Origin of the sequence: Gilliamella sp. CG35 (assembly GCF_046635745.1) — a bacterium.
GTDB classification, from domain to species: domain Bacteria; phylum Pseudomonadota; class Gammaproteobacteria; order Enterobacterales; family Orbaceae; genus Gilliamella; species Gilliamella apicola_I.
The window spans coordinates 73304-97346 of record NZ_JBIDFH010000004.1; the positions used below are offsets into that span (position 1 = coordinate 73304).

Genomic DNA, 24043 nt, shown 5'->3' on the forward strand with positions numbered 1-24043 from the left:
AATAATTATTTTGAATTTTACGCAAATTTAACATTATAAATACAAACATTTTAGAAAAAAATTTACATCGAGTTACATACATTTACTAAAAAATAGTGCATAATATATCCGACAATGTATTTATTTCATTGTTTTCCTATTCCTTATGTTTTCCCAATAACCTAGTTATTGGGACTTTTTTTATCTGCCACCCACATTAAAAAAGTTTACGATATTTAATTAACTTTGGAATTAAAAATAAATCTTTCTAATTCTGTTAAGGTAGAGGTGCCTTCCATTGGACCTTTTTGTGAAACGGCTAATGCACCACTTGCATTTGCATATTGCAAAGCTTTTTCAACACTAAATCCCGCAAGCATTAAACTGACAAATGTTGCTGCAAAACAATCTCCTGCGCCTGTTGGATCGATTGATTGCGTTGTAAAACTATCGACATGAATCTTTTTAATCGTATTTTGTTCATCATAACCATAATAAGTTGACCCCTTCGCTCCACATTTCACAACAATATGTTTGATCCCTTTTTGAAGCAATTTTATTATGGTTTCTTGTTCGTTTTCATTATTATGGTCGGCAAAATAATTCACTTCACTTTCACTAGGTAAAAAGATATCAGTATATTCCATGATATAACCAAAAGATTGCTCCATCTCTTGAATATTAAACATTTCTTTGCGTAAATTTGGGTCGAAAGAAATAGTTCCTCCTTTTCGTTTGATGATATCTAATGCTTTGCGCACTGCATCAATTGCTCGAAACGAATACAACGATGAGCCCATAACATGTAAATGAGTACAATCTTTCAACAAGTTTTCGTTGATATGGTTGAATGAAAGAAGACCGCAGGCACTATTAGGAATATTGAAAATAAAATCTCTTTCATTAGAATTGCGGTATGATACGAAGGCGCTACCCGTATTAGCTTTATTATGAAAAGTGATGCCATCCGTCATGACACCATCTTGTTTAAGCCGATTAACACACATTTTGCCAAAGGTATCTTTACCAACACAGCTAAAAAACACGACCGGAAACCCTAACTTTGCCACTTGGTCAGCAAATATAGCTGGCGCACCACTCGGAAAAGGGCCTATAAATTCGCCTGTTTGATCAAAACGCTGATTTTGTTCCTTTGCTAAAAATTCAACTAGTAGCTCCCCGATAGAACAAATCTTAAAATTCACATTATGCTCCTAATTCATTTTGGTAAATGACACTAAATTTATTTGCGGCAAATTGTTTGAAACTAGAATCTAATAATTGCTGATGATATTCGGTTACAGCCGGTCGGGATAAGATCATCACATCCATATTTTTTAGCTTTCCAATGCTATGATCATCATTATAAACAACACGCTGAGGTAAAATACCAATGATGTGATGAGCTTTTTTGATTAATTGTTGATATATACTGATTTGCTCAGTATCTTCAATTATTATTTGGTTATCATGATTAATGGCGGTTAATTCAACAATAAAATGTGAAATCGAATAATCATCTAAAATTGAATCGCTGATATCATTATGCAAAATATTATTTTTTAATAATACACCACCAGTAAGCACAATATTAGCATCGGTGAACTCTTTCGCTAATTGTGCATTATTAATATCATTCATGATTAATTTTAATGATTTTTTAACATGCAAATAGGGAATAAGCTTTCTTGTAAGTCTGCCATGACTTAAAAAAATGGTATCGCCATCATTAATATAATTTAAGCAATTCTTCACTAAATCAATATCATAAATATCATCAACAAGTAATGAATTATTCGCCGCTACAATATGCGTTTTATTATTTGTACCTTCTGGTGACAAATAAATTGCCCCACCAAAAGAACGCTTTAAATATCCTTGTTGTTCTAAATAGGTTAAATCTTGACGAATAGTAACAGTTGAAACTTGAAGCATGTATGATAACTCTTCAACTTTGATTTCACCTTTTTTTCTTACTATTTCCGCAATATCCAATCTACGTTTCAAAAGGGCTGAAGACACTTTAGCCAATTTTAATGTCCTGTATTACATAAAACGAATTAAGATTAATGATAATAGAATTTATCATACAAGTGGTCAACAATAATTAATAAGTTATGTTTTATCGAAGATACCACATCTTAACATTATCAAAATCACAGGGTTACATGTTAACCATTTAAATTTATCTTTATCAATTTAAATTACTTTTACTGTTGAATAAATGTTCAGTTTTGTGATCCAACTCACGGTAATGACACTGGCATAACTTTCGTTTTGCAATCATAATTTAATAAAAATACTTTCATTTTAAAATTTAGTTCTGGTTGCAAATCAATTTAAGGGGTTGTCATATGTCGATCATTTCAAGTCATAATATGTTAAAAAAAGCACAGCATGAACATTATGCCGTTCCAGCTTTTAACATACATAATTTAGAAACCATGCAAGTTATTGTTGAAACGGTTGCCGAATTACACTCCCCTGTAATATTAGCCGGTACGCCTGGTACATACTGTTATGCCGGTACAGAAAATATTATTGCCATTGCCGAAGCGCTATCTAAAAAACACAAAGTACCGTTAGCCATCCATCTCGATCATCATGAAGAATATGATGATATCGTTGAAAAAATTAATTCAGGGATACGCTCAGTCATGATTGATGGTTCGCATTTCTCTTTTGAAGAAAATATTGCGTTAGTAAAACGCGTTGTTGATTATGCTCACCGCTATGATGTGAGTGTTGAAGCTGAATTAGGTAGGCTTGGTGGCGTTGAAGATGATCTTGTGGTGGATGCTAAAGATGCTTTATATACCAATCCTAAACAAGCAGTTGAATTTATTGAACGAACAGGAATTGATTCACTTGCCATTGCAATTGGGACTGCTCACGGTCTGTATAAATCCGAACCTAAATTAGATTTTGATCGACTTTCTGAAATTCGTTCTATGGTTGATATCCCACTGGTATTACATGGCGCTTCAGGTGTTCCAGACAAAGATGTTCGTGAATGCATTCAACGTGGTATTTGCAAAGTCAATGTTGCAACGGAACTCAAAATCGCCTTTTCTGATGCACTAAAACACTATTTTATCGAAAATCCAAATGCCAATGATCCTCGACATTACATGAAACCAGCAAAAGCAGCAATGAAAGAAGTGGTTAAAAAAATCATTACAACATGTGGATGTGCCGGTAAACTCTAAGAGGTCAATCCTATGATCTATACTTTAACACTTAATACGGCAATTGATATGAATATCCGTTGCCAAGGTCTTAATCCCAATGCAGTGAATCGTACTTCACATACAGAATATAGTCCCAATGGTAAAGCTGTTAACGTTTCAATTGTTTTGAAAAAATTTAATAAATCGACATGTGCATTGGGCTTTTTTGGTGGATTTTCAGGAAAATATATTATTGATGAACTCACCAAAATGCAGATTGAAATCAAACCTTGTTTTATCGATGATATCACTCGCATTAACGTTTTTATTAATGATGGACAAAATGAATATAAGTTAGTGGGGAAAGGGCCTTTTGTGCCAGATAAAAAGAAAGCTGAAATGCTAAACATCATTGATTCTCTTGATCACAATAGCTATTTAGTCATCAGTGGTAGCCTACCTAAAAACATCGAGCCTGAATATTATCAATCTGTTTTAGATATATGCCAAACCAAAAATATTCAAGTTATTTTAGATATTAGTCATCCTAAACTCGCTCAATTACTTACTTATAAACCGCTATTAATCAAACCCAATAATGATGAACTGAAAGACATTTTTGGATTAGAAACCCAAACAACGGAACAAGTCATTGCATCGTTATCAACGGTACATTCACTTGGTGCTCAAAATATTTTATTAACTATGGGGGAAAAAGGTCTTTACTTTTCAGATGGTCAGCATGTTTGGTTTTGTAATGCCGTACCAATCAATTTGATCAGTTCTGCTTGTGCAGGCGATGCGTCACTTGCTGCATTTCTTAGTGAATGGCTACCAACACAAGAACACGTTGAAAAAGCAATGAAAAAAGCCTCTGCAACAGGGGCTAATGTTGCAGAATCAGATGGATTAGGTCTACTCGATAAAATCAGTACCTATATGGAGAAACTTGTAGTTACCCAAATTAAATAAAGGGGGCGTTATGAAGAAGATACTTGCTGTAACAGGCTGCCCAACCGGTATCGCACATACCTATATGGCAGAAGAAGCGCTAAAATCAGCTGCGCAAAAAGCAGGAATTGAAATTAAAGTAGAAACCAATGGTGCAAGTGGTGTTGATAATGCAATTACCGAAGCTGATATGGCAAATGCCATTGGGGTGATTATTGCGGCAGATAAAGATGTTAATCCTGATCGCTTTAATGGTTTACCTGTTATTGAAGTTCCCGTTAAAGAGGGTATACACAAAGCTGTAGCATTAATAGAGCAGATTACTTCAGGGACAGTTCCTATTCGTAAAGGCGTACAGAATAGTGTTAATAATGCGATCTTAAAGCAAGTGGAAGTCAAAGAATCGATTGGACGCCAGCTCTATAAACACTTAATGAGTGGTGTGTCAAACATGCTGCCTTTCGTTGTCGCTGGTGGTGTACTCATAGCTTTATCATTTTTATGGGGTATTTATTCCGCAGATCCTAATAATGAACAATATAATGAATTTGCAGCAATGCTTAAACAAATCGGGGGAAAAGCATTTGACATTATGGTGCCTATTTTCACCGCTTTTATAGCCAATTCCATTGCAGGTAAGCAAGGGATGGTTGCTGGTTTTGTAGGTGGATTAATGGCTACGGCTACTGGAGCAGGTTTTTTAGGCGGTATTCTCGCTGGATTTGCTGCTGGTTATCTGATGCTGTATCTCAAAAAATGGTTAGATCATCTACCTCGCTCTTTCGAAGGACTGAAATCAATTTTTATTATGCCATTAATCGGTGTATTTGTTATTGGTGCAGGGATGTATTATCTGGGTAAACCCATCGCCATAGCGAATAACACAATGGCTGTATGGCTTGGTTCATTACAACATACTAATCCAATTTTACTCGGTATTGTTATTGGTGCTATGTGTTCCTTTGATTTTGGTGGTCCTATTAATAAAGCAGCTTATGTAACAGGTACTATGTTATTGGGTGAAGGAAATTACTATTTTATGGCTGGGGTTTCAGCTGCTTGCATTGCACCGCCTTTTGTTATCGCCTTCTCGACGACCATTTTCCGTCATAAAGCCTTTACAGAAGAAGAACGTGCTGCAGGTATTGTCAATTATGTTCTCGGTTCCACACATATTACCGAAGGCGCAATTCCATTTGCGGCAAAAGATCCTTTGCGGGTCATTCCAATCATGATGTTATCGTCGGCAATTGCATCCGTATTGACATTTCTATGCCAAATTCAAGTGCCTGCTCCACATGGTGGCTTTTTAGTACTGCCACTGGTTAATAAACCATTTTTATGGGTAGCGTGCATTTTTATTGGTGCACTGGTTGGCGCTGTGTTACTGGGTTTACTGCGTATGCATGAGAAAAGAAAATCAAAATCGATAACAATGCGTTAATTAATTAACAATTAGTTAGACATTAAACAATTATTCAGGATAATTTTTAAACAGGAACACCATATGAGTAATTTAACCTTATCAATCAATGATATCTCGATTTTAAATGGTAACTATTCCAAACAAGAAGCCATTAAGTTAGTCGCTGATAGTATGATAGCATCCAATTTAGTCACCAATGACTATACTCAAGCAATGTATGATAGAGATGCACAAATATCGACTTTTTTAGGTAATGGTATTGCCATTCCTCATGGTACCACCGATAAACGTGATAGCGTATTAAAAACAGGTTTGAAGATTATCTATTTTCCTAAAGGCATTCACTGGGATGAAGATGATAATATTGCTTATGTTGTCGTAGGCATTGCAGCAAAAGCTAATGAGCATCTAAATATACTGCGTCAACTTACTCGAGCGGTGATTGCTGAAAATACCTTAGCACGCATACATGCCGTTCAAACTCCCGAAGAGTTATTGGCTATTTTACAAGGGTAATTAATATTTATCCTCCTATGAGTGTGGATCACCTTAGCTCATAGGAGATAATCACAATCTAGTGGAATTGTGATAACTATTGAGTTCCATAAATTTGCATTTATCAGACTTGCAAATAGTCACTATAACTTGCATCTTTGTTAAACCTATTTAAATGAATATTGGAAATGAAGACTATTTTCGTTTAAGAATAACTCTCAAATCTTCGTCAATCATTTCAACTGACTCAAAGTGAAATTGTGGTGCGAATGCAAGTTTTTGCAGATTGGGCAATATACACATATTTAACGCATTATGTCCCAATAATTTAGGGGCATAATAGATAACAAGTTCATCCACTAAATCTTGTTCAATTAATGCACCTGCCAGATGAGCGCCAGCTTCAACCCAAACCGTATTCATCTGTTTTTCAGCCAATAGCGAAAATAATTTAGATAAATCTATTTGCTTGCAATGCGTTGGTTCAATAATTATTTTGATATTTGGCTTTTCTATGGGAGTATCGTTTTTTCGTATCACCCATGTTTCACCAGATTGATTAAAAATATTTTCAGTTCCTGTTAACTCATCTTGACTGTCGATAATGACTCGAATTGGTTGTCTAACATCTTCTAATGAATATATTTTTTGTACGTCATCCGGCAATTCATTATATCTAACCGTTAAACTTGCATTATCTGCTTGTACCGTCGCCCGAGTACTTAAAATACAACTGGCTTGAGCACGAAACTGTTGTACATCTTCTCTTGCCTTGTTTGAAGTTATCCACTTGCTTTCACCCGATGCCATAGCGATTTTTCCGTCTAACGAAGCCGCCAGTTTAAGTTGGACAAAAGGCAAGCCTGTGCGCATGCGTTTTAAAAAACCTTTATTAATCGCTTCCGCTTGGTCAGCTAAAACCCCTTGGGTTACCTCAATACCAGCATCTTGTAAACGTTTAATGCCCTTACCTGAAACATTAGGGTTGGGATCTTGCATTGCGATAACGACACGTCTAACCCCTGATTGAATTAATGCATCGGCACAAGGTGGCGTTCGACCAAAATGACTACAAGGCTCTAAAGTAACATAAGCGGTTGCACCTTTTGCTTGCTGTCCCGCCATTTGTAGGGCATAAACTTCTGCATGTGGTTGACCCGCTTTTTGATGATAACCAGTACCAATAACTTGATTATCTTTAACGATGACACACCCGACATTAGGATTAGGCGTTGTCGTGAAACGACCCAGTTTTGCAAGCTCAATCGCTTGATGCATGTAAACGTGATCTTGATCAGAAATTGTTGTCATATTATTAATTATTTTTGTTGTAATTTAGCAATTTCATTACTAAATTGTTCAATATCATCAAAACTAAAATAGACAGAAGCAAAACGAATATAAGCAATTTTGTCTAAATTTTTAAGCTCCTCTATGACATAGTCACCAATTAGTTTTGCAGGAACTTCTCGCTCACCCGTTGCTCTCAGTTTAGACTTAATACGTGTAATGGCATCTTCAATAGCATCAAAACTAACAGGACGCTTTTCAAGTGCACGCTTAATGCCATTACGGAGCTTTTCTTCGTTAAATGGTTCACGAACTTTATTGCTTTTGATGACATTAGGCATGATTAATTCAGCAACTTCAAATGTGGTGAAACGTTCATTACATTCCACACATTGACGACGGCGACGGACTTGGTAGCCTTCTCCAACCAAACGAGAATCAATGACTTTAGTATCTTCAGCATTACAAAACGGACAGTACATAAAACATCTCTATAATGACATAATTTACATTACAATATCTGAAAATGTTAATTTAAACAAGGTTTACCTTAATAAAGTCAATTTGTTTTTGAAAATTAGCCTGAACACTTAAATATCCAGCCAAACAGACCGTCGCCAATTCAGCGACGGAAAGCGAATTACCAATCTAACTGAATCAAAAAATCACGTAATTTGACAAAATCATCAGGCATATTATGCGAAAGTAACGGCATATCTGCACGCTCAGCTAATGCTTTAGGTAATGGAATGGTTCGCCCCAAAATATCTTCAACCACTTCTTTGAATTTTGCAGGGTGTGCAGTACCTAAAAATAATCCATATTCACCGGTTTGCAGTTGGTCACGAAGCGCACGATAAGCAATAGCGCCATGCGGTTCAGATAAATAACCTTTTTTATCCAGTTCACGAACGGCTTGTTTAGAAACTTCATCGGAAATAGCGGCATGTCCAAGTGTTTTTAAAACCCAACCTTCACGGTGATAAATTTCTTCTATACGTGGCCAGTTATTAGGTTGGCTCACATCCATTGCATTAGATAGCGTGGCAATAGTAGGATGAGGTTCCCATTTGCCCGTCTCTAAATAACGAGGAACGGTATCATTAGCATTAGTCGCGGCTATAAAGCGTTTGATCGGTAACCCCATCGTCTTGGCTAATAATCCGGCAGTTAAGTCACCAAAATTACCACTTGGCACCGAAATGACCAACTGTTCTCGTTGCTTTGGCGTGAGCTGGGCATAGGCTTCAAAATAGTAACAAATTTGGGCGAGTAACCGGCTAATATTAATTGAATTTGCTGAATTTAAACCAATTGCTGTCTTTAACTCTTCATCATCAAAGGCTTTTTTAACCAAAGCTTGGCAGGCATCAAAATCACTTTGAATAGCAATAGTATGAATATTATCGCCCAATGTACAAAAGAGTTTTTCTTGTAGAGGGCTGATTTTTCCTTGTGGATATAAAATTATCACCCGAATATTAGGTAGATGATAGAAAGCATGGGCAACGGCAGCACCAGTATCACCTGATGTCGCCGTTAAAATAGTGATTTTATCATCGGCAGCAACTTGAACTAATGCTTGCGCCATAAAGCGCCCACCAAAATCTTTAAAGGCAAGTGTTGGGCCGTGATATAACTCTAAAGTACCAATATCCTTTTCAACTGCTTTGACTGGCGCAGGAAATTGAAAGGCATTATTAACTAAACGTTGCATATCTTGATGACTGATTTCATCGCCAATAAATGCGGATAAGATTTTGGCACTTCGCGTTACAAAATCGAGTTTTAATAATGATTCAATTTCGTTTGCAGAAAATTTTGGCAATATTTCTGGAAAAAAAAGCCCTTGGTTTCGTCCTAATCCTTGCTTAACGGCCTGAGCAAAGCTAACTTGCTGAGCGTGATCTTTTAAATTATACAATTTCATGATATTTTCCGATAATCTTTATGCTTTAATTGGTTACACTTTTTGACAACCTTTTTAGCGGTTAGTCAGTCATAAATTAGAATAGGTTTAAGTTTAACTCACGTTTCAAAAATGGATAAACTTAAATTACTCTTGCCCCTTGTTGATCAATTTTACAAATATGCGTAAACCCATCACTATTTTGTAAATAGCGACTTTTAAGAAGTATTTCGATTTGCTGTGCAGTCTCTAATTTATCCGCAATAACAAACATGGTTGGTCCAGAACCTGAAATGCCTGAAGCTAACGCACCAAGTTGTTTTACACGTTGCTGTGTTTCATCAAAGTTTGGTAACAACTGTTTGCGATAAGGTTCAGCAATATTATCGATCAGCATGGCAGCGGCTAATTTAGATTGCTTGGTATAACAGGCATGCACAAAGCCGCCTACATAACGACCATGAGCGACACAATCTGATTTTTGATATTGTGCAGGTAAAATAGCCCGTGCTTCAGCCGTTGAGACTTTGATTCCCGGATAAGCCATAACCCAATACCAATCTTCAAAATGAGGAATAGATTCACTGATTATGCCCATTTCATCCAGAATCAGTTGCATGCCACCTAAATAGCAAGGCGCAACGTTATCATAATGCACACTACCCGAAATTCGTCCTTCCAGTTCACCCATCATTTTAAGCATTTCAATTTGATTAAAAGGTTGACCAAAATACTCATTTAAGGCGACAAACGCCCCCACGACTGAACACGCACTTGACCCTAAACCAGAACCAATAGGCATATTTTTTTCAAGTGTGATACTAACCGGTAACGTTTTACCCATTGCTTTACAAAAACGCTGCCAACATTGATAAACAATGTTGTATTTAGGGTCTCGTGGCAATTTTTTAACAAACTGCCCTTTACTAACCAGTTTAAATTCAGTTGATGATTCAACAGTGATACAATCACCCAGCATCGTTCCACTTATTGGGCTAATTGCTGCACCTAAAATATCAAATCCCACACTGATATTCGCCATTGATGCAGGAGCATATACTGTTATGGATTGATGTGTCATTTAACCTCCGATTTTTCCTGATGTTGTACGCAAAATATCGGCAAACACACCCGCTGCAGTGACATCATTACCTGCACCATAACCTCGCAAGACTAATGGGATTGGCTGATAGTAGCGAGTATAAAATGCTAATGCATTTTCACCATTTTTAACTTTATAAAGTGGGTCTTCACTATCGACGGCTTCAATTTTAACACTACATTGTCCGCCCTCAATGCTGCCTACATAACGCAATACTTTCCCCTCTTGTATCGCTTTTTCGGATTTTGCTTTAAATTCAGCATCCAGTTGCGGTAATTTTGTCATAAACTCTTCGATACTTCCTTGCGCATATTCTTTGGGTAACACCGATTCCACTTTTATCTGATCTAACTCAAGTTGTAATCCTGCTTCACGGGCTAAGATTAATAGTTTTCGAGCAACATCTGTCCCTGATAAATCATCTCTTGGATCGGGTTCAGTAAAGCCTTTCTCTTTTGCTAGCTTCGTCGCCTCTGATAACGACATGCCTTCATCGAGTTTACCGAAAATAAAAGAAAGCGAACCCGACAAAATACCCGAAAATTTAATGAGTTCATCACCGGCATTGAGTAAATTTTGTAGATTTTCAATAACGGGTAACCCTGCCCCCACATTGGTATCATATTGGAACTTACGTTTACTTTTTTCAGCTTCTTGTCGTAAACGTAAATAATAAGCCATTGAACTGGTATTCGCTTTCTTATTAGGGGTAACCACATGGAAACCATTGGCTAAAAAGTCTGCATATTTATCAGCCACTTCACTACTAGAAGTACAATCAACCAAAATTGGATTGAGAAGACGATTATTTTTAGCAAATTCAATTATGCTTTCTAAGGTATAAGGAATGTCAGATTGTTTAATCTGTTCTCGCCAATTTTTTAGATCAATGCCATCACGATTTAATAAACTGTGTTTAGAATTAAACAGACCGCAGACCCGCAGATCAATCTGTTTATTTTTAAGCCATTTTTGTTGGCGTCCTATCTGATCAACCAGTGCTCCCCCTACACCACCTACACCAACGACAAAGACATCTAACATTTTGTCGGTGCCAAATAGCATTTGATGAGTAACACGCACACCCATTACGGCGACATCATTATCCACAACGACCGAAATTGAGCGTTCAGATGAACCTTGAGCAATAGCCACAATATTAATATTGGCTCGCGCCAAAGCAGTAAAGAAATTAGCTGATAGACCTCGTAGCGTGCGCATACCATCACCAACCACCGAGATAATAGCAAGCTTATCAATTACTTCAATCGGCTCCAGTAATCCATCTTTTAATTCTAAATAAAATTCATCATTTAATGCTTCTTGAGCTCGATATAATTCTGTTTGAGGAATACAAAAGCTAATACTATATTCTGATGAAGATTGCGTAATGAGTACTACCGAAATACCGGCATAAGACATGGCAGAAAAGACCCGTGCCGACATGCCGACCATTCCTTTCAAACCAGGGCCAGATACATTAATCATAGCCATGTTATTGAGATTAGTTATGCCTTTTACTGGTGTTGTTGAGTCAACGACATTGGCACCGATCAATGTTCCCGGCGCATCAGGATTATTGGTATTTTTGATAAGACAAGGTATTTGGAACTGAGCAATAGGTAAAATAGTTCTTGGATGAAGCACTTTGGCACCAAAATAAGATAGCTCCATGGCTTCTTGATAAGACATAGTTTTGAGTAATTTAGCATCCGGTACAATACGAGGATCACAAGTATAAACACCATCGACATCCGTCCAAATCTCGCAACAATTAGCTTGCAAACAAGCCGCTAACACGGAAGCGGAATAGTCAGAGCCATTACGCCCAAGCACAACGAGTTCCCCTTTATCATTTCCGGCGGTAAAACCAGGCATCAATATTATATGGTCTTCAGGGATATGCATATCACTAATTCGATGTGTGGATTGAGCAATATCAACCGTTGATTCCAAGTAGTCACCTTCTGCAATTAACATTGCCACTGGATCAATAACCGTGACTAAATGCCCTTTTGCTTTAAGCAGAGCTTGCATAATGGCAATAGAGAGTTTTTCACCTCGACAAATGATAGAAGCATTGATGCTATCGGGGCATTGTCCTAATAAACGAATACCTTCAAGTAGCTGTTTGATATGATTTAACTCATTTAATGCAAAATGTTTCATGGCTTCGTAAGCAAAATTTGGTTGTGCTTTTGAAAGACCTTCTAACAAATCCGCAAAGATTTTTTCCGCTTCATAAAGGTTATTTTTAATATCTTGCCCATCAACCGTTTTCTCAACCATCGCTACTAAATGGTTAGTGATTTTTGCCGGCGCCGATAATACTGTCGCTGTTTGCTCTTGTTTAGCATTATTCTCAATAATTTCTGCTACTCGCAAAAAACGTTCTGCATTAGCGACAGATGTTCCTCCAAATTTTAATACTTTCATATCACACCTACCCTTACTATCCTAAGTTATGTCATTGACCATCCAAAATACCATTGAGCCAAAACGTCTGATAAAAACTCATTGCAGTTAAATAAGATTTTTTTCTTATCTTGCCTGAAGTCGTTTCATCTTATAAGAAATTTTGAACCTCATATCTTCAATACAAAATAAAAACCCGCCTTTTTTGGCGGGTTTTCTTATATTTTTTAGAAAAATATCAACCCGCCCTAGATCGCATAATGGTGCCTAAGGTGATAATAATGCCTGTGATTGTCATTATTATGTTCATGATATTCCCTACTCTGTTTTTATTGCTATACAAAATAAAACAGCCCGACATTTTCATGTCGGGCTGCTATATCAAAATACTTTTTTGCTATTTTCGTATTCATTGACCACTTTGTTCAATGCTTGATATATGCTTTGTGCATCTTGTTTTTTCAATGCTTCATCAAGGATATTTAAATACGATAACATCAATTTTTGATTATCTTCGGCAAACTGGGGTGATACTTCCTGATCTTCATACAACATGACATAAGTTCGCGCAAACCCAAAAATCAAAAAATACACGGCAGCATTTTTTGGATCGTCTTGAATTAATGAGCGCATAGCTTTACGCAGTTTGACATAACTATCTGTGCCCGGCAAACTTGTCGCAAATGTTTTTGTTACTTCAGAGAAAGTCATTGCCATAAACCTTAATCAAAATTATAGGATAAAAGAATAGCAATCCATTAGCTTAAGTGCAAGTCTATTTTGTTTACTAAACTTAATTTTTTACTATTCTAAAAACAATTAATTTATTTTGTTTTTACTCTTTAAATACTGATAATCCTGCTTGAGCTTGAGCCACAGGCATAATTTCAATCGAAGTCACATTAAAATGTGGTGGTGTATTGACTAACCATGAAATGGTATTGGCAATATCGTCAGGTGTAATATAATCCACACCTTTATAAACAGCAGCGGCTTGTTCATTATTACCATGAAATCGCACATTAGAAAATTCAGTTCCGCCACATAATCCCGGTTCAATATTGGTCACTCTAATTTTTTTACCCAGTAGATCTGTTCGTAAATTGGCACTAAATTGTTTTACAAAAGCTTTAGATGCACCGTACACATTACCACCTTTATAGGCATAACTCCCCGCAACCGATCCAAGATTAATGATATAACCAAAATTACGTTCAACCATTCCCGGTAAGATTTGATGAGTTAAATGCACTAACCCAATAATATTTGTTTCAATCATGGTTTCCCAATCGTCATAATTAGCTTGATAGGCAGGTTCCATCCCTAACGCCAAGCCAGCATTATTAATGAGGATATCAATGGGTTGAAATTCTTTAGGAAGTTGTAACAATAGGGATTCTACCGCATCATTTTTGGTCACATCTAAAACCAATGGTAAAAAATTGCACCCCAGTTCGCTGGCAAGACTTTTTAATTTATCTTCTCGCCTAGCAGTTCCGATAACTTTGTAACCATCAGCAATCAACTTACGACACGTTGCTTGACCAAAACCTGAAGATGCCCCTGTCACTAATGCAATATTCATCGTAAATCTCCTTATTGATTAATTTATACCTTTGAGTATAGCCCTGAAAACGTCAACATGCCTTATCAAAAAATGGCAAAGTAGTCATGTTACACTCATCTAACTTAAGAAATAAGAATCGGTAGTATTTTATAGTAACGTATAAAGAATAAAAAACCCGCTATTTAAGCGGGTTGATCATTAACTTTTCCTTTGGCGGTTTGTTCAGCGGGTTCTTCATCTTTTAATGGAACAATCAAAGTATCAATATGCGTATTATTGATAAGTTGACGAGCGGAAGACATTAATTTACTCCAGAAATCTTGATGATGACCACATACAACAAGATCGACGTTGAATTCATGAATAGCTTCAATCAATACCTGACCAAACTCCCCATTACCTGATAATGTATGAGCAATAGGATAACCAGCATCATCGGCTAATTTATTTAAAGCAATATGGGCATCTTCGGTAATTTTATCCTTCATATCATTCATATTAATATCAACTAAACCTGTGTAAAGATCAGAATAATTAATACCAACATGAATCAATGAGACTTGAGCATTATAAGGTCTTGCCATCGATACCGCTTTTTCAACAAGCACTTCACTTTCAGGTGATAAATCCACTGCGACTAATATATGTTTATAAGCCATTGTTCTTTACTCCTTTCTTTTTTGGCGCTCAGATTAAAAGTAAAATTAATATCTTCTTTTTTACTACTAAATTAATTTTTGAGCAAGCCAAAAAAGTGATCCAGATAGCAAAATTGAAATTGGCAATGTTAAAACCCAAGTTAATGCAATATTTTTTATCGTTTTGCTTTGTACCCCACCACCATCAACAATCATGGTACCGGCAACCGATGAAGAAAGAACCTGTGTTGTTGATACAGGCATTCCTGTATAACTGGCGATACCAATTGATAATGCGGTTGTAATTTGCGCTGACACACCTTGTGCATAAGTCATCCCTTTTTTACCAATCTTTTCACCAATGGTGATTGCAACACGTCGCCAACCAATCATAGTGCCTAATGCCAGTGCTGAGGCAACAGCAATAATAATCCAAACAGGTGCATACTCAACGGTTTTGAGTAAATCATTATTTAAAGATTTTAAATATTGTTTATCTTCGGTGGAAACATTAGGTTGTTTTGCAACATGCGATACGGTATCGGATAAACAAAGTAAAATACGTCTTGCTTGTGAACGTTGATCGACCGTTAATGCTTCATAATCATTAAGTTTATTAAATAATGAATTAGCAATACCGATCGTCATAAATGAACGAGAGTAGTCGCAGTGATATTGATTAATATCGGTTGTTGGAATTGTTGAATCGATAGCTGGTTGATGACCAATAACGCTGGTTAAATCTTTTTGATGTGAAACAAAATACTCTTCAATATTGTGAATTGCATTACGCGTATTAGTGATGTCATAAGTAGATGCACTCATATTCACAATAAAGCCTGCTGGGGCAATTCCCATTAAAACTAACATTAACAAACCAATCCCTTTTTGCCCATCATTCGCACCATGTGAAAAGCTAACACCTGCTGCTGATATAATTAACATGATACGGATCCAAAAAGGAGGTTTCTTCTTACCATAGAGCTTTTCACGCTGTTCTGGCGTCATAAAAATACGTTCTCTTTTTTTACTGCTTTTTTTACTTTGACCTTTACGAGTCCAATATTTACGCAATAAAAATATCATTAAACCCGCAATGATTAACCCAACCAGAGGGGAAACAATTAATGACAGGAAAATTTGAATCATTTTAGGAATATTAAGCGCTTCAATAATTGAAGTATCCATGATAAATGCGTTAGCAAGCGCAACCCCAATAATTGAACCAATTAAGGTGTGCGAACTTGATGCAGGAATACCGACATACCATGTCCCTAAATTCCAAATAATGGCAGCAAATAAAATTGAAAAAACCATTGCCAGTCCATGCGCTGAACTAACATTGAGTAATAAATCGGTTGGTAAAAGGTGAACGATTGCGTAAGCAACACTTAACCCACCCAAAAGTACACCAAAAAAATTAAACACGCCAGCCATAAAAACAGCGAGTTGTTCTTTCAATGCTCTTGTATAAATAACAGTTGCCACAGCATTAGCTGTGTCATGAAATCCATTAATTGCTTCGTAAAAAAGAACAAAAAGCAATGCAAAGACTAATAATATAATTGTTGAAAATTCTAAATCAGCAAATAGATGAAACATAATATATCTTTCTGTAGTTAATGGCGGCTCTATTATCCTTGAGAATAAGGCAATGAGCAAAATAATTTTTATATTTTTCGCTTCGCATAACGAGCGGCTAAAAAGGCACAAATCATCAATTGAATTTGGTGAAAAATCATTAAAGGTAAAATCATTATTCCCATAATCGAGATAGGAAAAATAACACTTGCCATAGGAATACCACTAGCAAGACTCTTTTTTGACCCACAAAATACAATGGTGATTTCATCTTCTTTATTAAAGCCCAATAATCTTGCGCTATAAGTAGTGAACAATAATACAAGAATTAATAATAAAATAGAAAAAAAGATGACACTAAATAGCGATAACACGCCAACTTGAGACCAAATTCCATTTACGACAGCGTCACTAAATGCCACATAAACCACTAAAAGAATAGATAAACGATCCGTTTTAGAAATGATATTTTTATATTTGTCTACCCATTTGCCAATATACCGTCTGGATAAATGACCAATAATAAAGGGTAACATTAATTTGAGCATAATTGAGCTAATGGCATCCATGATATTCATGGATGCAACAGCCTGTGTATGCATCAATAAACCAACTAATACAGGCGTGATAGAGACACCTAATAAAGTGGATGCTGAAGCACTACAAATGGCCGCAGCGACATTACCTTTTGCAATTGATGTAAAAGCTATAGCGGATTGAACAGTCGCAGGTAGAACGCAAAGGTAGACAAATCCTAAATAAAGATTTTCAGATAGGAAAGTTGGCACCAACAGTTGCATCATGATGCCAAAAACAGGAAAAACCACAAAAGTCGTAATAAAAATCAGCAAATGTAATCGCCAATTTTTAATGCCAACAACGATTGCTTGAAAAGAAAGCTTTGCACCATGCATAAAAAACAGTAAACCAATGGCGAAGGTGGTCAAATGTTCGAATGCAGTTTTGGTTTCACCTTTACAAGGAAACAAGCTAGCAGTCAGCACAACGCAAATCAGAATTAATAAAAATGGATCTATCTTAAAACGTTGTAATATATTCATAATTAACAGTTTACACGTTAAAAAAATCGCCACAATTGTGGCGATATAGTTACAAATAAAAAAATACTATTCTAAAAAGCTACGTAACACATCTGAACGGCTAGGATGACGCAATTTACGCAGTGCTTTGGCTTCAATTTGACGAATACGTTCACGTGTTACATCAAACTGTTTACCAACTTCTTCAAGCGTATGATCGGTATTCATATCAATACCAAACCGCATACGTAATACTTTTGCTTCACGTGGGGTTAATCCAGAAAGAATATCACGTGTTGCGCTACGTAAACTTTCAGATGTTGCCGCATCTAATGGTTGCTCAAGAGCCGTATCCTCGATAAAGTCCCCTAAATGTGAATCTTCATCATCACCGACTGGGGTTTCCATTGAGATTGGTTCTTTGGCAATCTTAAGTACTTTACGTATTTTGTCTTCAGGCATTTGCATGCGCTCTGACAACTCTTCTGGCGTAGGCTCACGACCGATTTCTTGTAACATTTGACGTGAAATACGATTCAATTTATTAATCGTTTCAATCATATGTACTGGAATACGGATAGTTCTTGCCTGATCCGCAATCGAACGAGTAATCGCTTGTCTGATCCACCAAGTTGCATAGGTTGAAAATTTATAACCACGACGATATTCAAACTTATCAACTGCTTTCATCAAACCAATATTACCTTCTTGGATAAGATCTAAGAACTGTAAACCACGGTTTGTATATTTTTTAGCAATAGAAATCACTAAACGTAAGTTTGCTTCAACCATTTCTTTCTTGGCACGACGAGCTTTTGCCTCACCAATAGACATACGACGATTAATATCTTTAATCTGTTCGATAGAAAGATTAGTTTCCGTTTCAATTTTTTGAAGCGATTCAATTTGTGCAGCAACTTGCTCTTCAAACTCTTTTAAATTAGCGGCAAAAGCCCCTTTTGAGCTTGATGCTTTAGTAAACCAGTTCATGTTATTTTCATTACCCGTAAAATAGGTCATAAACTGTTTTTTCGGCATTTTACTTTGTTCGACACAAATCTTCATAATGACACGTTCATGTGCTCTTACACGATCCATCATGCTTCGCATATTGTTGACTAGAATGTCGAACTGTTTACCAACTAAACGAAATTGCTTAAATATTTCAGATAAATTTTCGATCTCTTTTTGTGCTTTTTTGTGAGCTCGTCCGTATTTTTTGATCGCTTCTGATGTTTTATCGTGTTGCTCTTTTAATTCAGCAAATTTAGCACGTGCAACTTCAGGATCGATAGAGACATCATCGTCTGCTGAAGAATCGCTATCTTCATCTTCGCTTTCATCATCACTGTCATCAAGTTCGATGTCAGCTTCACTATCTTCCAAATCTTCAGGAAGTGCATCACCTGATCCTTCAGCATTAGGATCAACAAAACCAGTGATTAGGTCGGATAATCGTACCTCACCACTTTCGGTTAAATTATATTGTTCTAAAAGATATGTAATTGCTTCTGGATATTCTGATACCGACGTTTGAACTTGGTTAATCCCATCTTCAATACGTTTGGCTATATCAATTTCGCCTTCACGAGTTAGCAGTTCAACTGCCCCCATTTCACGCATATACATACGGACGGGATCGGTTGTTCTACCAATTTCTGACTCAACATTTGATAATACCAATGCCGTTGCTGCTTCAACGGCTTCTTCATCAGGGACATTGTCTGAAAGTAATAAGTCATCAGAATCTGGGGCTTCTTCAAGCACTTGAATCCCCATGTCATTAATCATTTGGATTATATCTTCAATCTGATCTGAATCAATAATCTCTTCAGGCAAGTGATCGTTGACATCAGCATAGGTTAAATATCCTAACTCCTTACCTCGAATGATTAGGAGTTTAAGCTGTGATTGAGAATTTTGCTCCATAAAGGTATCCACATTAAAGTTGTTCGGTCATGTATATTATATATGTAAAACGCGGTAAAATTTGGTTCTACATATACCCAATATTTAGTCTTTTTTCGATAAAACAAGTATAAGTGTCGCTAATTCTTTTTTCTCTGCGGTACTTAAGCCGGAGACTCTCTCTTTTGCGATCAGTTCATCTTGCCGTTGGGCGAGTATATTATCATATAACTCTTTTAACGTATGCGAAAAAATTGACTCTATTTGATTGTCTTGATAATGGTGCTCCCATATTGCTAACCGATTTAGTTGCTTATAAAACGGTTTATCAATATATTCAGTTAAGATCTGTGCAGTAGTTATATTTGGGTAATGTTGGCATAATTCAAGTAGTTCAATAAAAATTTCAATACCCGCCATTTTCACTTGACTGATAGCTTTAATATCGGTGACTAGCTTAGCAAGATAAGGGTACTGAATTAATAAGCCGATTAAAATACGCATAGTAGTAAGTTTTACCTGAGACACAGGCGTATTAACCACCGTGTTTGTATCGTTTTTAGTGCGACTTGCACGCAATAATTGCTCAAGCTGAGACACATCAAGTAAACCCAAATATTTACCTAATTGTTGCAACAAGTTTAAACGGAATGCTTTTGCTTTTACTTGATCAATTAAAGGTAAAGCGAGTGAACTTAATTTAGATTTTCCTTCAGGCGTTTTTAAATCAACTTGTTTCAAAAGTTCATCGAATAAAAACTTAGATAAATTTGGTGCCGTTTGTAAATAGGACTCAAATCCATCTTTACCTATTTTTCGAACCAAACTATCCGGATCTTCATCTTGTGGTAAAAAAGCAAAAGTTATCTCTTTACCGTCAATTAAGCAAGGTAATAAAACATTGAGTGCTCGCCATGCTGCACTACGCCCAGCATTATCGCCGTCATAACAAAATAGGACAGAATCTGTTGCTCTAAATAACAGCTTAATATGCTCTTCAGATGTCGCTGTACCAAGTGCCGCAACTGCATAATCTATCCCAAATTGGGCAAGCGAGACAACATCCATATATCCTTCAACCACCATCAGTTGTTTAGGATTACGATTCACTTCTTGTGCTTCATAAAGACCATACAACTGAAACCCTTTATGAAAAATAGGCGTTTCGGGTGAATTGATATATTTCGCATTATCATTGATGATTGTTCGCCCACCAAAGGCAATCACATTACCTTGTCTGTCACGAATCGGGAACATAATTCGACCACGAAAGCGGTCATATTGGTTACCATTATCATTCGTGACTAACATACCAGCTTGATTATAAAGCTCGGCTTCTGCTTTGCTTTTAACCACGTTTTGTAAGGTTAATCGCCATTCATTTGGCGCAAAACCAATTTTATACCGATTGATAATTTCGGCATTCAATCCGCGTTGTTCAAGATATTGATTGGCATCTGTTGATGTTGGTTGGGCTAATTGTTGCTGATAAAAATGGGTAATTTTAGCCATTAATGTATATAAATCTCGGCGAATATTTCGAGATTCAATATGTTTGGATTGGTCGATTTGCTTGTTTTCACTATCGACATAAGGGACACGAATCCCTTGCATATTGGCTAGCTCTTCAATAGCTTCTGGAAATGATAAACGTTCATATTGCATCAAGAAAGTGACGACAGAACCCGTCGCGCCACAGCCAAAGCAATAATAGATCTGTTTTTTTTCGTTAAGCGAAAAAGAAGCCGTTTTTTCATCATGAAAAGGACAACAACCAAAATAGTTATTTCCCTGTTTTTTCATTTTAACACGTTTACTGATCACATCTAGAATGCTAGATCGAGCTATCAGTTCTAAAATAAAATCGCGAGGAATTTGACCTTTCATAATGAACGTTCAACCAATATTGGCATTTTAGAAAGACAACAAGCCGTACCTTGTGTACGGCTTGTAAGAATTCTTTATATTAAAAATATAACAAATTGATTTTTATATCAATTTAAATTTTAAGTATAAATAATCGCAAAAATATTAATATAAACGAGTGCGACGAGCGTTTTCTCTTTCTAATTTCTTAGCATGACGTTTAACAGCCGCTGCTTTAGCGCGTTTACGAATTGTCGTTGGTTTTTCGTAAAATTCACGGTTACGAACTTCAGCTAAAACTCCTGCTTTTTCGCAAGAACGTTTAAAACGACGTAATGCTACATCGAAAGGTTCATTTTCACGTACTTTAATTACTGGCATGTGCCTCTCACCTCAAAATTGGTTAATATCACAAAGGACTAAAAATTAGTGCGCAATTTTACCTCTAATCAACGTATGTTGTAAAGTAAAAATTTGATTTATTCTAATACAGCAAATTAATTTGCTAAACAGCTTTTGGCATCAGATAATTACTCTAATTTTAATAAGAAAAAATAAGCAGGAGCTTTTATGTCACCATTTATTACAGGTCAATATCCTAAGCGCCGACTCAGACGTAATCGGGCACAAGATTTTAGCCGACGTCTAATTGCCGAAAATAATTTAAGTGTTAATGACCTGATTTATCCGGTTTTTATTGTTGAAGGAAATCAGATTACTCAACCAGTTGCATCTATGCCAGGTGTAAACAGAATGAGCATTGATGTGTTATTGAAAGAAGCCGAACAAATTGTTCGATTAGGCATTCCGGTTTTATCTTTATTTCCCGCTATTGAACCTGAAAAAAAATCGCTTCTTGCACAAGAAGCCTACAATGAAAATGGTTTAGTCCCAAAAGCCGTACGTGCATTAAAAAGAGAGTTTCCTGAGCTTGGCATATTAACCGATGTAGCACTTGATCCTTATACTACTCATGGACAAGACGGTATTATTAATGAACATGGTTATGTTCTAAATGATGTTTCTGTCGAAACACTTGTTAAACAAGCCTTGATGCAAGCTCATGCTGGTGTTGATGTTATCGCACCAAGCGATATGATGGATGGACGCATTGGCGCAATTCGTGACGAACTCGAAGCCCAAGGTTTTCATAATACGCAAATAATGGCTTATTCCGCCAAATATGCCTCGAGTTTTTATGGCCCTTTCCGAGACGCAGTCGGCTCAGCTAAAAATATAAAAGGTGGAAATAAAAAAACTTATCAACTTGACCCATCGAATAGCGATGAAGCCTTGCAAGAAATTTATCAAGATTTAAGTGAAGGTGCTGATATGGTCATGGTAAAACCCGGTATGCCTTATCTTGATATTATTCGCCGAGTGAAAGACACCTTTGCCGTTCCGACTTTTGCCTATCAAGTATCTGGGGAATATGCCATGTTAAAAGCAGCAATTGAAAATAATTGGTTAGATGAAAAATCAGCAATTATGGAATCATTACTTTGCTTTAAACGCGCTGGTGCAGATGGCATATTAAGCTATTTCTCTAAACAAGTTGCCGAATGGTTAAATAACACTTAACAAAATTAATTTTAGCCATTTATAAAATTGACATGCATAGATTTGCATGTCGATTTTTACCCGCCTCTTTATTTAAGATTTTGATGAACACAAAATCAGTTAACCTATTATAAAATATCTAGATTTTCAAATCATCTTAATTGTTAATCGTCCATTAATTTAGTTTTCTTAAAATTTCAATATCGAGAAAAAATTTCTTAAAAAAACTTCAAAATTTACAAATCAGAATAATGTAAAAAAGTGTTAGCTCACCTACTTGTTAAGCTAAATATCTGATAATATTTGTGATAGCAAGTGATTAGGGAGTAATAAATGATTTATGAATTAGTTCCATCTGAATTACACAATGATCTTAATAATTTTCTTCATAACTTAAGAAGAATAACTCTGCAACGTTTTGAAGCATGTCCATTTTGTGGTAAAAGCGATTTTTATTTGATTCGGACAAACCCGACTAACACTTATCGTTGTAAAGCATGCAATAAGTATTCTACCGCGGCGACGAATACTCCTTTCAATCGTTTGACACCATTTAATTGGTTAGAAATAATATTCACTTACCGTATAAAAAATAAAAGCTATCAATATATTGCCAAAAAATTAGCATGTTCACTTGAAAAAGTTATACGACGTGATCATGCAATCATTCAATATTTAAAAATAAATTATACTTGTTTATACAGGTGGTATACCGATAATAAACAAGCCAAAATCACCACAACCTTAGAAGAACAACATCAAGTCATAAACACCAAAATAATGGCATTACTCAATGAAAAAACGCCTACTTGTCTCCATTGTGGATCATCAGAAACAATCAAAGTCGGAACACGAACATGCTATCGATGTAAACGTTGCCGACAAAGTTTTAATATTTTAGGTGATACCCAATTAAATAAATTACCTAGAGCAGACTTATGGTTACAATTTATCGATTTATTAGTATCAGGTGAAAATAATTTACAAATCGAAAAAAAGATGAATTTTAGCAGTAACACTGTCAGACGTTGGCGTTCTGCATGGTGTGACATGATGAAAAACTGGGATTGTAATGCATTAGCGGTATGGTGTAGCCGTCACTAAAATATGAATATTTTTAAGAAAACAAAATGAAAACGTTTAAAC

Annotated in this window: 21 protein-coding genes; 6 read left to right on the forward strand and 15 right to left on the reverse strand. The window is 36.1% G+C overall.

From position 1 onward, the window contains the following. Window positions 1-215 precede the first annotated feature (215 nt). Together ACGH4F_RS02890 and ACGH4F_RS02895 are read right to left on the reverse strand one after the other, a co-directional pair. Window positions 216-1184, reverse strand: coding sequence for a sugar kinase (locus tag ACGH4F_RS02890; RefSeq protein ID WP_267380877.1), 969 nt, complete (start codon window positions 1182-1184; stop codon window positions 216-218). Between the two features lies 1 nt (window position 1185). Beyond that, window positions 1186-2001, reverse strand: coding sequence for a DeoR/GlpR family DNA-binding transcription regulator (locus tag ACGH4F_RS02895; protein WP_267352428.1), 816 nt, complete (start codon window positions 1999-2001; stop codon window positions 1186-1188). Window positions 2002-2333: 332 nt separating this feature from the next. On the opposite strand from ACGH4F_RS02895, the gene ACGH4F_RS02900 reads away from it, so the two are divergent. The 4 genes from ACGH4F_RS02900 to ACGH4F_RS02915 all read left to right on the forward strand — a co-directional run bounded on the left by ACGH4F_RS02900 (window position 2334) and on the right by ACGH4F_RS02915 (window position 6042). Next, window positions 2334-3188 (forward strand): tagatose bisphosphate family class II aldolase, encoded by an 855-nt coding sequence (locus tag ACGH4F_RS02900; protein ID WP_411589927.1) that lies wholly within the window; start codon window positions 2334-2336, stop codon window positions 3186-3188. Window positions 3189-3200: 12 nt separating this feature from the next. After that, window positions 3201-4121, forward strand: coding sequence for a 1-phosphofructokinase family hexose kinase (locus ACGH4F_RS02905; protein ID WP_267352354.1), 921 nt, complete (start codon window positions 3201-3203; stop codon window positions 4119-4121). A 10-nt stretch (window positions 4122-4131) separates the two neighbouring features. Next, window positions 4132-5544: a PTS fructose transporter subunit IIC gene (locus ACGH4F_RS02910; protein WP_267352355.1), complete on the forward strand. Its 1413-nt coding sequence runs from the start codon at window positions 4132-4134 to the stop codon at window positions 5542-5544. Between the two features lie 63 nt (window positions 5545-5607). Beyond that, on the forward strand, window positions 5608-6042 hold the full coding sequence (locus ACGH4F_RS02915; protein WP_411589928.1) for a PTS sugar transporter subunit IIA: 435 nt from the start codon (window positions 5608-5610) through the stop codon (window positions 6040-6042). A gap of 174 nt (window positions 6043-6216) precedes the next feature. Here ACGH4F_RS02915 and ribD read toward each other — a convergent pair whose 3' ends face one another. The 13 genes from ribD to rpsU form a co-directional block, all read right to left on the reverse strand. Further along, window positions 6217-7332, reverse strand: a complete 1116-nt coding sequence (gene ribD, locus ACGH4F_RS02920) for a bifunctional diaminohydroxyphosphoribosylaminopyrimidine deaminase/5-amino-6-(5-phosphoribosylamino)uracil reductase RibD (protein ID WP_267352357.1) — start codon at window positions 7330-7332, stop codon at window positions 6217-6219. 8 nt (window positions 7333-7340) lie between these two features. Further along, a complete protein-coding gene (gene nrdR, locus ACGH4F_RS02925) occupies window positions 7341-7793 on the reverse strand; it encodes a transcriptional regulator NrdR (RefSeq protein WP_065558910.1) in 453 nt (150 codons plus the stop codon). Between the two features lie 158 nt (window positions 7794-7951). After that, window positions 7952-9241, reverse strand: a complete 1290-nt coding sequence (gene thrC / locus ACGH4F_RS02930; RefSeq protein ID WP_411589929.1) for a threonine synthase — start codon at window positions 9239-9241, stop codon at window positions 7952-7954. Between the two features lie 121 nt (window positions 9242-9362). Beyond that, entirely contained in the window at window positions 9363-10301 is a 939-nt protein-coding gene (gene thrB / locus ACGH4F_RS02935) for a homoserine kinase (RefSeq protein ID WP_220216570.1), read from the reverse strand. Next, window positions 10302-12758, reverse strand: coding sequence for a bifunctional aspartate kinase/homoserine dehydrogenase I (gene thrA, locus ACGH4F_RS02940; protein ID WP_411589930.1), 2457 nt, complete (start codon window positions 12756-12758; stop codon window positions 10302-10304). A 360-nt stretch (window positions 12759-13118) separates the two neighbouring features. Further along, window positions 13119-13448 carry a hypothetical protein gene (locus ACGH4F_RS02945; RefSeq protein ID WP_065558914.1) on the reverse strand — a complete coding sequence of 110 codons (330 nt, stop codon included), beginning with the start codon at window positions 13446-13448 and terminating at the stop codon, window positions 13119-13121. Window positions 13449-13572: 124 nt separating this feature from the next. Next, window positions 13573-14322 (reverse strand): SDR family oxidoreductase, encoded by a 750-nt coding sequence (locus ACGH4F_RS02950; RefSeq protein ID WP_267380884.1) that lies wholly within the window; start codon window positions 14320-14322, stop codon window positions 13573-13575. Window positions 14323-14486: 164 nt separating this feature from the next. Continuing rightward, entirely contained in the window at window positions 14487-14963 is a 477-nt protein-coding gene (gene uspA / locus ACGH4F_RS02955; protein ID WP_065558916.1) for a universal stress protein UspA, read from the reverse strand. A 66-nt stretch (window positions 14964-15029) separates the two neighbouring features. Continuing rightward, window positions 15030-16544 (reverse strand): inorganic phosphate transporter PitA, encoded by a 1515-nt coding sequence (gene pitA, locus ACGH4F_RS02960; RefSeq protein WP_267380885.1) that lies wholly within the window; start codon window positions 16542-16544, stop codon window positions 15030-15032. 68 nt (window positions 16545-16612) lie between these two features. Continuing rightward, window positions 16613-17584 carry a bile acid:sodium symporter family protein gene (locus ACGH4F_RS02965; RefSeq protein ID WP_411589931.1) on the reverse strand — a complete coding sequence of 324 codons (972 nt, stop codon included), beginning with the start codon at window positions 17582-17584 and terminating at the stop codon, window positions 16613-16615. 66 nt (window positions 17585-17650) lie between these two features. Further along, window positions 17651-19492 (reverse strand): RNA polymerase sigma factor RpoD, encoded by a 1842-nt coding sequence (gene rpoD / locus ACGH4F_RS02970; RefSeq protein WP_267352364.1) that lies wholly within the window; start codon window positions 19490-19492, stop codon window positions 17651-17653. Between the two features lie 84 nt (window positions 19493-19576). Further along, window positions 19577-21358, reverse strand: a complete 1782-nt coding sequence (gene dnaG / locus ACGH4F_RS02975; protein ID WP_267361398.1) for a DNA primase — start codon at window positions 21356-21358, stop codon at window positions 19577-19579. Window positions 21359-21502: 144 nt separating this feature from the next. Then, window positions 21503-21718, reverse strand: coding sequence for a 30S ribosomal protein S21 (gene rpsU / locus ACGH4F_RS02980; RefSeq protein ID WP_034882800.1), 216 nt, complete (start codon window positions 21716-21718; stop codon window positions 21503-21505). Between the two features lie 189 nt (window positions 21719-21907). Between rpsU and hemB the strand changes: the two genes are divergently transcribed. Then, window positions 21908-22918: a porphobilinogen synthase gene (gene hemB, locus ACGH4F_RS02985; RefSeq protein WP_411589932.1), complete on the forward strand. Its 1011-nt coding sequence runs from the start codon at window positions 21908-21910 to the stop codon at window positions 22916-22918. Between the two features lie 312 nt (window positions 22919-23230). Continuing rightward, window positions 23231-24001 carry a transposase gene (locus ACGH4F_RS02990; RefSeq protein WP_411589933.1) on the forward strand — a complete coding sequence of 257 codons (771 nt, stop codon included), beginning with the start codon at window positions 23231-23233 and terminating at the stop codon, window positions 23999-24001. The last annotated feature ends 42 nt before the right edge of the window (window positions 24002-24043 follow it).

Coding starts and splice junctions, on each gene's coding strand:
- ACGH4F_RS02915 (WP_411589928.1), top strand. CDS start 5,608: ATGAGTAATTTAACCTTATCAATCAATGATATCTCGATTTTAAATGGT.
- dnaG (WP_267361398.1), bottom strand. CDS start 21,358: ATGAAAGGTCAAATTCCTCGCGATTTTATTTTAGAACTGATAGCTCGA.
- thrA (WP_411589930.1), bottom strand. CDS start 12,758: ATGAAAGTATTAAAATTTGGAGGAACATCTGTCGCTAATGCAGAACGT.
- ACGH4F_RS02990 (WP_411589933.1), top strand. CDS start 23,231: ATGATTTATGAATTAGTTCCATCTGAATTACACAATGATCTTAATAAT.
- ACGH4F_RS02910 (WP_267352355.1), top strand. CDS start 4,132: ATGAAGAAGATACTTGCTGTAACAGGCTGCCCAACCGGTATCGCACAT.
- ACGH4F_RS02950 (WP_267380884.1), bottom strand. CDS start 14,322: ATGAATATTGCATTAGTGACAGGGGCATCTTCAGGTTTTGGTCAAGCA.
- rpsU (WP_034882800.1), bottom strand. CDS start 21,718: ATGCCAGTAATTAAAGTACGTGAAAATGAACCTTTCGATGTAGCATTA.
- rpoD (WP_267352364.1), bottom strand. CDS start 19,492: ATGGAGCAAAATTCTCAATCACAGCTTAAACTCCTAATCATTCGAGGT.
- ribD (WP_267352357.1), bottom strand. CDS start 7,332: ATGACAACAATTTCTGATCAAGATCACGTTTACATGCATCAAGCGATT.
- thrB (WP_220216570.1), bottom strand. CDS start 10,301: ATGACACATCAATCCATAACAGTATATGCTCCTGCATCAATGGCGAAT.
- pitA (WP_267380885.1), bottom strand. CDS start 16,544: ATGTTTCATCTATTTGCTGATTTAGAATTTTCAACAATTATATTATTA.
- hemB (WP_411589932.1), top strand. CDS start 21,908: ATGTCACCATTTATTACAGGTCAATATCCTAAGCGCCGACTCAGACGT.
- uspA (WP_065558916.1), bottom strand. CDS start 14,963: ATGGCTTATAAACATATATTAGTCGCAGTGGATTTATCACCTGAAAGT.
- nrdR (WP_065558910.1), bottom strand. CDS start 7,793: ATGTACTGTCCGTTTTGTAATGCTGAAGATACTAAAGTCATTGATTCT.
- ACGH4F_RS02945 (WP_065558914.1), bottom strand. CDS start 13,448: ATGACTTTCTCTGAAGTAACAAAAACATTTGCGACAAGTTTGCCGGGC.
- ACGH4F_RS02965 (WP_411589931.1), bottom strand. CDS start 17,584: ATGAATATATTACAACGTTTTAAGATAGATCCATTTTTATTAATTCTG.
- ACGH4F_RS02905 (WP_267352354.1), top strand. CDS start 3,201: ATGATCTATACTTTAACACTTAATACGGCAATTGATATGAATATCCGT.
- thrC (WP_411589929.1), bottom strand. CDS start 9,241: ATGAAATTGTATAATTTAAAAGATCACGCTCAGCAAGTTAGCTTTGCT.
- ACGH4F_RS02900 (WP_411589927.1), top strand. CDS start 2,334: ATGTCGATCATTTCAAGTCATAATATGTTAAAAAAAGCACAGCATGAA.